This window comes from Kandleria vitulina DSM 20405, from assembly GCF_000702065.1.
Taxonomy (GTDB): Bacteria; Bacillota_I; Bacilli_A; order Erysipelotrichales; family Coprobacillaceae; genus Kandleria; species Kandleria vitulina.
Genome location: NZ_JNKN01000053.1, coordinates 1 through 8,830, shown reverse-complemented (window position 1 = coordinate 8,830; position 8,830 = coordinate 1). Strand labels below are relative to the sequence as shown.

11 protein-coding genes, 1 pseudogene and 1 riboswitch are annotated in these 8,830 nt (G+C 37.4%); all 12 genes and pseudogenes read left to right on the top strand.

The features are described 5' to 3' along the window. Window positions 1-291 precede the first annotated feature (291 nt). The gene (locus T513_RS0109105) at window positions 292-534 is read left to right on the top strand and encodes a hypothetical protein (RefSeq protein WP_031589848.1); all 243 of its coding nucleotides are present in this window, start codon (window positions 292-294) and stop codon (window positions 532-534) included. A gap of 53 nt (window positions 535-587) precedes the next feature. Next, entirely contained in the window at window positions 588-1,301 is a 714-nt protein-coding gene (locus T513_RS0109100; RefSeq protein WP_031589847.1) for a LytR/AlgR family response regulator transcription factor, read from the top strand. After that, window positions 1,298-2,674, top strand: coding sequence for a sensor histidine kinase (locus T513_RS0109095; RefSeq protein ID WP_031589846.1), 1,377 nt, complete (start codon window positions 1,298-1,300; stop codon window positions 2,672-2,674). Before T513_RS0109100 ends, T513_RS0109095 begins: the two co-directional genes overlap by 4 nt. A 282-nt stretch (window positions 2,675-2,956) precedes the next feature. Continuing rightward, complete coding sequence (locus tag T513_RS11790) at window positions 2,957-3,379, top strand: hypothetical protein (RefSeq protein ID WP_155266087.1); 423 nt, start codon at window positions 2,957-2,959, stop codon at window positions 3,377-3,379. Window positions 3,380-3,523: 144 nt separating this feature from the next. Beyond that, window positions 3,524-3,787 (top strand): type II toxin-antitoxin system Phd/YefM family antitoxin, encoded by a 264-nt coding sequence (locus T513_RS0109085; protein WP_031589845.1) that lies wholly within the window; start codon window positions 3,524-3,526, stop codon window positions 3,785-3,787. Further along, window positions 3,780-4,037 carry a type II toxin-antitoxin system RelE/ParE family toxin gene (locus T513_RS0109080; RefSeq protein WP_031589844.1) on the top strand — a complete coding sequence of 86 codons (258 nt, stop codon included), beginning with the start codon at window positions 3,780-3,782 and terminating at the stop codon, window positions 4,035-4,037. Before T513_RS0109085 ends, T513_RS0109080 begins: the two co-directional genes overlap by 8 nt. 173 nt (window positions 4,038-4,210) lie before the next feature. Further along, on the top strand, window positions 4,211-4,600 hold the full coding sequence (locus T513_RS0109075; RefSeq protein WP_029071334.1) for a MerR family transcriptional regulator: 390 nt from the start codon (window positions 4,211-4,213) through the stop codon (window positions 4,598-4,600). 8 nt (window positions 4,601-4,608) lie between these two features. After that, window positions 4,609-5,307, top strand: coding sequence for a cyclophilin-like fold protein (locus T513_RS12445; protein WP_201783608.1), 699 nt, complete (start codon window positions 4,609-4,611; stop codon window positions 5,305-5,307). A 15-nt stretch (window positions 5,308-5,322) separates the two neighbouring features. Beyond that, window positions 5,323-6,489, top strand: coding sequence for an iron-containing alcohol dehydrogenase (locus T513_RS0109065; RefSeq protein ID WP_029071332.1), 1,167 nt, complete (start codon window positions 5,323-5,325; stop codon window positions 6,487-6,489). A gap of 842 nt (window positions 6,490-7,331) precedes the next feature. Then, the gene (locus tag T513_RS0109060; RefSeq protein WP_031589842.1) at window positions 7,332-7,586 is read left to right on the top strand and encodes a hypothetical protein; all 255 of its coding nucleotides are present in this window, start codon (window positions 7,332-7,334) and stop codon (window positions 7,584-7,586) included. Between the two features lie 18 nt (window positions 7,587-7,604). Beyond that, entirely contained in the window at window positions 7,605-8,315 is a 711-nt protein-coding gene (locus T513_RS0109055; protein ID WP_031589841.1) for a DUF3592 domain-containing protein, read from the top strand. A 38-nt stretch (window positions 8,316-8,353) separates the two neighbouring features. Then, window positions 8,354-8,467, top strand: a riboswitch (FMN riboswitch). A gap of 138 nt (window positions 8,468-8,605) precedes the next feature. Continuing rightward, a pseudogene (locus T513_RS0109050) lies at window positions 8,606-8,830 on the top strand (bifunctional diaminohydroxyphosphoribosylaminopyrimidine deaminase/5-amino-6-(5-phosphoribosylamino)uracil reductase RibD); the annotation flags it as partial.

Genomic DNA, 8,830 nt, shown 5'->3' with positions numbered 1-8,830 from the left:
TCAATTTTAATACTACATGAATGATATCGCATCGTTCATCGATCCCTGAAATCTGTCATTCATCAAGTTTTTCATAAACTTTTGACTCTACCTTCTCAGTCCGAGATTACTATAAATTGAAAGAAGATAACTTTATTTAAGTATATCATTTAAGAAAACTAATTGCATCCAAAAGGCTGTGAAAAACAAAAGATTATTATGTGTGTTGGCTTATTCCTATGTTGCGATTCTATACTTCTTTACAAAATCGAAAATACGTTCCGCAATATCTTCAGGAGAGGTGAAGGTATTATGGCAGCAGAACTAAAACCCATTGATGTTATATGCCAGCCTTCCCGTGATGGGAAGATAACCCCGATGAAAATAAGGGTTATTGATGAGGATGGCGAATATCAGGAATACAAGATAAAAGGATATAACATCATTATGAGGAATAACATAGGATTAAATAAAAAAAGAATACTGGCCGCTCGTTACGCAACGCGGCTGTTTAGCTCCGCAAAAGCGGCCGAAGCAGGGCGCCATATGCAATGATACCGCAGAATGATTTATAATGTTGTTAAAGTATACCCATTTGGAGGGATATCATGAGAATTGCTATTTGTGATGATGAAAAAAGAATATATTCCATCCTTGCCGAGAAAGTTGGGAAAATCTTCCCCGGTGCAGAGATCCTAACATATGCATCCGGGGAGGAATTACTTGGTGCGGATATATTGCCGGATATTCTGTTGCTTGATATCAAAATGCCGGGAATGAGCGGTATGGATGTGGCGAGGACATTACGGGACAAGGATTGGAGAAAGATACTGATCTTTATTACAGGTGAGGAAGACCAGGTATTCAACTCCTTTGATTTTCATGCGTTCCACTTCCTTGTGAAGCCGGTAGCAGATGAGAAACTTAAGGAAGTGCTTGAAAATGCGGTGAAGGCCTTGGAGAGATCCGGGGCAGAATCCGGTAAGCATGATAAGTATATCGAAATCCAGTCAGGTACATCGCATATAAGGGTGAATCTGTCCCAGCTTTTATATGCGGAGGTATATGACCGAAAGACCATCCTTCACATGAAAAATGAGAGCATAGAGTATTACGGACAGTTATCTGTGCTTGAAAGCCTTGTGGGGAAGGATTTCTACCGTATCCACAGGTCGTATCTTGTGAATTTGAAATATGTGGAGAGGTATGACCGTACATCAGTAACTTTGAAGAGCGGCGACAATATACCCATATCAAGAAGGGAATACGAGGGATTCCTGAAAGCCTATCTGGAATACAGCCGCAGGAGGATTGATTCATGAATATGGAAAGAATGTGGGATATAGCCAGTACGATATCTGCAATAGCGGGGTTGTTTGTCAGTGCGATCCTTGTTGCAAGGTTCTATATCCCCTATGTAATGAAAAAGAAGGTAGCATTCCTGGTGGGGATAGTGTTTTTTGCGGCAATGACTATCCTTTATCTGATTCCGTTTCCGATGCCCGGAGCAGTGGCTTATATTGTAGGAATCATTGCGGTGTTTGTAGCATCAATGATCTTTGATAGAAGGAATATTTCGCAGAAGGTCTTTCTTTCTATGACAATATATATGTTCCTATGGATAGCTCAGGCGATTGCAGCTTTGCCGTGGAAATTAATTAGCAATTTTACATATGCAAGAGAGATGATGAATGTCCAAGAAAAGCAATTTGCTTGGTTTATAGTTGCTCTGGTTTTACTTGTTTTTATAGAGAATATACTTCTGTTTTTGGAAATATTTATTTCGGAAAAGGTATATGTCAGAAAGAATGAACAGATGGATTGGAGAGAACTGACGTTGCTTGCCTCTCCGTATGTTGCGATTATTGCAGGATATTGGATTTGCTCGTTTTTGTCAGATGCGTATGTAAACGAAACCGGAGTATATGTTTGGAATAACTATCCGATTTATGACGGGATCCGCGCTTTATTTGGAATAATAGCATTTCTTGCCACGATTACAGTCATGTACTCATATCAGAGGATGAAGCAATCACAGGAAGATGCTCTTCAGAATGCCCTTGTATCTAAGCAGGTGGAGGAACTGTCCGGGCATGTACATACGATAGAAACTCTGTATTCCGATATCTGTGGCATCCGGCATGATATCAACGACCATATCATGGTTTTGGGGAATCTGCTTGAAAAGGGCAATACAGATGAAGCTGTAACCTATCTTAATGAATGGCAGAACGGCTTCCCTATGCCCGAAATCAATGCAAAGACCGGTAATCCGGTAACGGATATTGTAATCTCGGAGAAGAGACGTGAGGCTGAGGAAACTGGGATAGATTTCATCCAGAACTTCCACTATCCGTCAAGCGGGAAGGTTGAATCCGTAGATATCGGAGTTATCCTGAATAATGCGTTGTCAAATGCTATCAGGGCGGCATCGGAGAGCAATAATCCGAGGATAGAGGTAAAGGCATGGAAGAATAATAACGCATATCTGATACAGGTTAAGAACAGTTTCTCTGGGAAAATGACGCTGAATCCACAGACCGGGCTTCCTGAGACATCTAAGGATGATAAGAAGAGCCACGGGTATGGGCTTATGAATATGAAGCGGATCACAGAGAAATACTACGGCACCATTCAGCTAGAGCAGGAAAAGAATATGGTGATCTTTACGGCTTTGATGATGATCCCGGGGTAAGGCTTACCGTTCACATCAATAAACCTGCCGTTCACTACATAGGGGTTTATATGTGTTTTCCTGCTTCCGAAAAAGAGATTAGATAAGTATATCTATCCCGTCATAATCGAATGAAACGGATTTCATGTTTGATGGTCAAAGGAGGACGAGAATATGGCATTATCGAGTATTATGACTGGGGCGCTTTTGTCAGCGAATACATCAAGGCAGATTGCACATGTCCAGTCTGCTGTTAAGAGTCGGATGGATGGTCACGCCGGTGTCCTTGATTCGGAGATTAAATTGGACAGTGCGCGAGGTGGCGATACTAAGAAGAAGCAGGAAGAACTTGATGAACTACAAAAGAAAGCGTCAGAACTTGCAGAAACAACAATAAATACACTGACTACAGCGAACGAGGATCTAAAGAAGGCAGCTAAGGAAGATCAGGAAGTACAGAGAGCTGAGAAGGCTGCTGAAAAGAAGAAAGCTGAGAAAGCTGCCGAGAAGAAGAAAGCCGAAAAAGAGGCGGCAGAAGAGAGAATCGAAAAGGCTGCAGAAGCAAGTGCAACCGAAACAACAGAAGCAACGGAGGGTGTTCGCATTGTTACAACTGAAGGAACAACGAGCGAGCATGTTTCCATTGATGTTGTGTCAGAGGGGGCTTTGGTAAGTACTGGAACTGTAACGGAACCCGCTGGAAAGAATGTTGACGTGAAAGTATGATGCCCAGCTTGTAAAAATTGAATAAAATGGTATAAAAGCATTGGGGTATTTCCAATGCTTTTATAGTATGCAAGATATGTAGAGATTGATTTATAACGCAGCATAATTATGCTACACTATACTTACATATAGGAGGTGTTATCTATGCCGATAATTTTACCAATTAGAGATTTAAGAGATACAAGTAAAGTATCAGAATTAGCGCACAAGAATAGAGAACCAATTCATTTTACAAAGAACGGATATAGCGATCTTGTAGTAATGAGTTCGGAATATTATGACTGGTTTGCTAGGGAAAATCGTATCGATCAGGCTATTTTTGAGGCAGAACAGGAATTTGCGGAAACAGGGGAAGCTATTGATGCCGAAGTGGCTTTTTCGGAATTGGAGAAAAAGTATTTTGGATAAGTATCAAGTTAAATTGATGAAAAGAGCATATAGAGATATTGAAGATATATATGCTTATATTGCACATGAAAAGCTAGCTCCTGAAAATGCAGAAGGTCAAGTCAGTCGAATTAAAAAAGAAATTCTTGGATTAGCAGAACTTCCGCAGTCTCATCAGGATAGACTTGTTGGAAGATATGCCGGAAAAGGATACAAGCAGCTTGTTATAGATAACTACATTGCGATTTTCAGAATTAATGAGTTTGAATAGTTCCAAAACAAGAAAATATAGGCCACAAGCCCTTTAAAAAGAGAGAACCTCAGAATGATTTCTGGGGTTCTTTAATTTTGCAAAAAACTATTGACTTGGAGTTAACTCCAATTAGTATAATTGATTCAACAAAGGTAATTGCAGGGCAAATCCATAACGAGGAGGGAGCTTAAATGACGATTAAAGAGGTATGTGAAAAGTTTGATATCACACCGGATACATTACGGTATTATGAGCGAGTAGGTGTCATTCCTGAAGTGAATCGCACTCCGGGTGGAATCAGAGATTACAATGAAGAAGATATTGCGTGGGTAGAAAATGCAGTCTGCATGAGAAGTGCAGGAGTCCCGGTAGAAATGTTGATTGAATACGTAAAACTTTATCAGCAGGGAGATGAAACGTTAGAAGCCAGAAAGAATTTGTTGATGGAGACAAAGAATGAAGTTCAAAAGCAACTCGACAAATATCAGGCTACCATGGACAGACTTAACTTTAAAATCTCAAGATATGAGGAGGCTGTTAAAACAGGTATCCTGTCATGGGAAACTGACAAGGAGGGATAGGCGTTAAGATGAAAAGTAAGAAAATAATACTTATGATGTTATTGTCCGTTGTCATTTTGCTAACTCTAGGGAATGCCAAGACATCAGCAAAGGTGAAGCTAAATAAGACTAAAGTGACGATTCATGTTGGAGAAAGTTACAAGTTAAAAGTTAAAGGTACAAAGAAAAAAGTAACATGGAAGTCTTCTAAGAAAAGTGTTGTCACTGTAAACAAAAAAGGTGTCGTCACAGGAAAGAAAGCAGGGAAAAGTATAATTACTGCTAAGGTAGGTAAGAAGAAACTTAAATGCAAAGTAACAGTCATTGTAAAAGCAAATAAATCCAAGAAGAATAACGGTGATATAGAAATGATGAATAAACAGATAGTTACGACTATAGATGGTAAAGAAGTTTCAGTGACGTGGAAAGATAATGATTCGGTAAAAGCATTGAAAGAGTTGCTGAAAGATAAATCGATAGTAATTAAGATGTCTAAGTATGGTGGTTTTGAACAGGTCGGTTCTATTGGGAAGACTCTTCCAAACAATGATAAAAACATCACTACAAGACCAGGAGATATCGTTTTGTATTCTGATAATCAGATTGTAATCTTTTATGGTTCGAATACATGGGATTACACGAGGCTTGGGACAATCAACTTATCAGAATCAGAATTGAAATCATTATTGAGTAATAAAAATGTAATATTAAAATTGGAATTAAAATAAATGGAGGTATAAACAATGTTAGGAAATTTTAGTTACAAAAATGCGACAAAACTTTATTTTGGAGATGACTCTCTGAAATACTTAAACGAGGAATTACCAAAGTATGGAAAAAATATTCAGCTCATTTATGGTGGGGGGTCAATAAAGAAAAACGGACTTTATGATGAAATTATTCAGATTCTTAAAGATAATGGAAAGAATGTAATTGAAGATGCCGGTGTTATGCCAAACCCTACTGTTGAAAAACTGAACGAGGGTGTTAAACTTGCAAAAGAAAATCATGTAGATTTATTGCTTGCAGTGGGCGGTGGCTCTTGCTGTGATTACGCAAAGGCAGTATCAGTATCTGTAAATTGTGATGAAGATCCATGGGATAAGTACTATATCAGATTTGAAGAACCTACATGCGAAATAGTTCCTGTTGGATGTATTCTTACAATGGCAGGTACAGGTTCTGAAATGAATGCCGGAGCTGTTATAACAAATCATGAACAGAAACTTAAAATAGGTCATGTATTTGGTGAAGAGGTCATGCCCAAGTTTTCTATTCTCAATCCGAAGTATACATTCTCATTGCCAAAGAGACAGATGGTGGCAGGTATTTATGATATCTTCAATCACATTTGTGAACAGTATTTTTCCGGCGATGATGATAACACAAGCGACTATATAGCAGAGGCATTGATGAAGTCAGTGATTCACAGTTCATTAATTGCAATCGAAAATCCTGAAGATTATGAAGCGCGTTCTAATATTATGTGGACAGCAACATGGGCATTAAACACTCTTATTTCAAGAGGTAAAACGACAGATTGGATGGTTCATATGATAGGACAGTCAGTAGGAGCCTATACTGATGCAACACACGGCATGACTTTATCTGCGGTATCGATACCATATTATAGATTTATTATGCCTTATGGCCTGAATAAATTTAAAAGATTTGCAACAGAAGTCTGGGGAATTTGTGCAGAAGGAAAGACTGATGAGCAGATTGCAGAGGAAGGACTTCAGGCAATGGAAAATTGGATGAAGCAGATTGGCGTTGCATTAAAATTATCCGAATTGGGTGTGACTGAAGATATGATTGATGGAATTACTGAAGGAACTCTTATTCTTGAAGGTGGATACAAAGTTTTATCAAAAGATGAAGTAAAACAGATAATTAAAGCGAGTATGTAGAAGATGGTGATGCGTTGCCAATAGTTACATAGACAGAAAATATGGCTCTTGATAAAATGAAAAAATACTTAAGATAAAAACAAATCGCAGCAAGATAAATTTAAGTTTGTCGTAATGAACGCTAAAAGTCAACTTGCTAAAAACATCGATTGTGAGGGGAAAATCTGCTATTAGTAATTGAGAGTATTGTATTATGTTTGATTTTTCATTGATGGTTTACATCATGTCGAGAAAACCGATTAAGATTCTATATAACTACCCACCAAAGATACAGGAGAAGGTAAAAGAACTGGATGAATACAAGGATTAAATACCAACACAGGAAAATAAGATTGTCACAAAGTGCATATCATCTGTATTGTTTGTAATCATTCTTAGTTTGATTCTTCGCTTTGTAAACAAATACACTACCTTTGTGGAAGGGTTTGGTTATACCATTTTTTAGACGAATGATGTCAAAAATATTCGTCACATGAAGAGTGTTTTTAGAGAGAAAGAAGCCACTCTTAGAATCACGGAAGCTTTTCTCGTGATTCTAAAATGATTCTATTTTTTCGAAAAATACAGGAAATACAAGGTGTTTCGAGGAAGATAAAATAATAGGAACATTGAATTTACTAGTATTTCACACGAGAAACAATTCTGGGACTAGGGAGTTTGAATAAAAGAATAAGACCTGAGCCGTGTGTTATTACATGAAATGTACCCTCCTTACTGAACTTTACATTGTCCAGTAAAGAGGGTACATATCAAATGATCATGTCTTTTTTTATTGCATCATAATTCAAGGGATAGTACGATAAATGTATGTATTTTGGGAATCTATTTTTGGGGGGAATGAGATGGCAATTTTATCAATGTTTGTGATCATGTTATTTTTATTTATCTGCTTTGCTGCAATTATTGCATTATTATGTGTTGTTCTTGGAATTGGAAGTGTTGGTATTACAACCTTTATTTCAGGAATTGTTTTAACACTTACAGGGAAGAACTCAAGGCATTCTACGATGTTAAATACAATTGGAATAATACTTCTTATCTTTGGTATTATCACCTTGCTTGTTTTTAGCTCATTGATTTATTACTTTATTGTTTAGGAAAACGAGGGAAATACTATGATGCAAAATATACTTTTTATCATCTTTATAGCATGTGCAATAGCTTGTAATCTTATAGGACGTTTTGGACTAGAAAATATCAAAAAGTATTTGCACTTAATTGTTTTGGGATTTGCATTATTTATGCTTTTTATAGGAATATTAAATTATCAAGGAGCATCCTACAGCAAGAATTTTATTCGTGTTCCAGGTTATATTGCGGATGTAAAGAGCACGAGAAGATATGCTGGAAAAAGAATAAGAACAGAATATTCATGTACTATTCACTACACCTTTATTGATGGTAAAGATTATTATTGTGAAGAAGAGGGACTTATCGAAAAGCCAGATGAAAACTTATCTAAAGTGTGGGTAAGCCGTGATAATAAAGACGTTCATATGTATTCACCAAAAAGTGCATTAACATCTTCTATGCATAATTTTATGCTTTCAGGAGTATTGTTTTTAGTGACAATTCCACTCTTCATTATTCATAAAAAGAAGTATCCAAGACCATCTGCTGAGGAACTGGAAGATGCAAGTATTATTGGAACTATTTTTGCTTTTATTGGTGTTGCTCTTTTATTTAATACGAATGCAGTAGTTGGTAATTTTATGCGTCATGAAGAAGTAGATTATTTCAATTTAGATATATTCGTGGTAGGTCTACTAATAGCAGTTACTTCTATTATGGTCGTACTTCATTCAAAAAGAAAACTTAAACATTGACGAATACATATAAGTATATTATCCTTAATTATAGAATTAAATATCTTCGGGGCAGGGTGAAATTCCCTACCGGCGGTAAAGCCCGCGAGCATTATGCATGAATCGGTGAAATTCCGATGCCGACAGTACAGTCTGGATGGAAGAAGAACAAGTAGTGATATTTATTGTCATACTTTTTTGTGTAGAAAATGTTCCGAACAGAAATGTTCGGAATTTTTGTTTATACGGGAGTAGTGTCGATATTTGAATGGCCCCACATGCAGTGGGGCCTTTTTTTAGGAGAAAAGACTATGAAAAAAGATGATGCTTATTATATGAGACGTGCTATCTCTTTAGCGAAGCTAGGAGAAGGATATGCGCATCCTAATCCTTTGGTGGGGGCAGTGATCGTTAAGGGGGATGTTATTGTCGGAGAGGGGTATCACAAGAAATGTGGGACTCTTCATGCGGAAAGAAATGCTTTTGCCTCTTTAAGAGATAAAGAGGATGCATTGCATGCGACTATGTATGTCACC

Bases quoted from the DNA above. Each gene is read 5' to 3' on its own strand.
- T513_RS12445 (WP_201783608.1), top strand. From the start codon at position 4,609: ATGAAAAGTAAGAAAATAATACTTATGATGTTATTGTCCGTTGTCATT.
- T513_RS0109055 (WP_031589841.1), top strand. From the start codon at position 7,605: ATGATGCAAAATATACTTTTTATCATCTTTATAGCATGTGCAATAGCT.
- T513_RS0109075 (WP_029071334.1), top strand. From the start codon at position 4,211: ATGACGATTAAAGAGGTATGTGAAAAGTTTGATATCACACCGGATACA.
- T513_RS0109105 (WP_031589848.1), top strand. From the start codon at position 292: ATGGCAGCAGAACTAAAACCCATTGATGTTATATGCCAGCCTTCCCGT.
- T513_RS0109060 (WP_031589842.1), top strand. From the start codon at position 7,332: ATGGCAATTTTATCAATGTTTGTGATCATGTTATTTTTATTTATCTGC.
- T513_RS0109065 (WP_029071332.1), top strand. From the start codon at position 5,323: ATGTTAGGAAATTTTAGTTACAAAAATGCGACAAAACTTTATTTTGGA.
- T513_RS0109085 (WP_031589845.1), top strand. From the start codon at position 3,524: ATGCCGATAATTTTACCAATTAGAGATTTAAGAGATACAAGTAAAGTA.
- T513_RS0109095 (WP_031589846.1), top strand. From the start codon at position 1,298: ATGAATATGGAAAGAATGTGGGATATAGCCAGTACGATATCTGCAATA.
- T513_RS0109100 (WP_031589847.1), top strand. From the start codon at position 588: ATGAGAATTGCTATTTGTGATGATGAAAAAAGAATATATTCCATCCTT.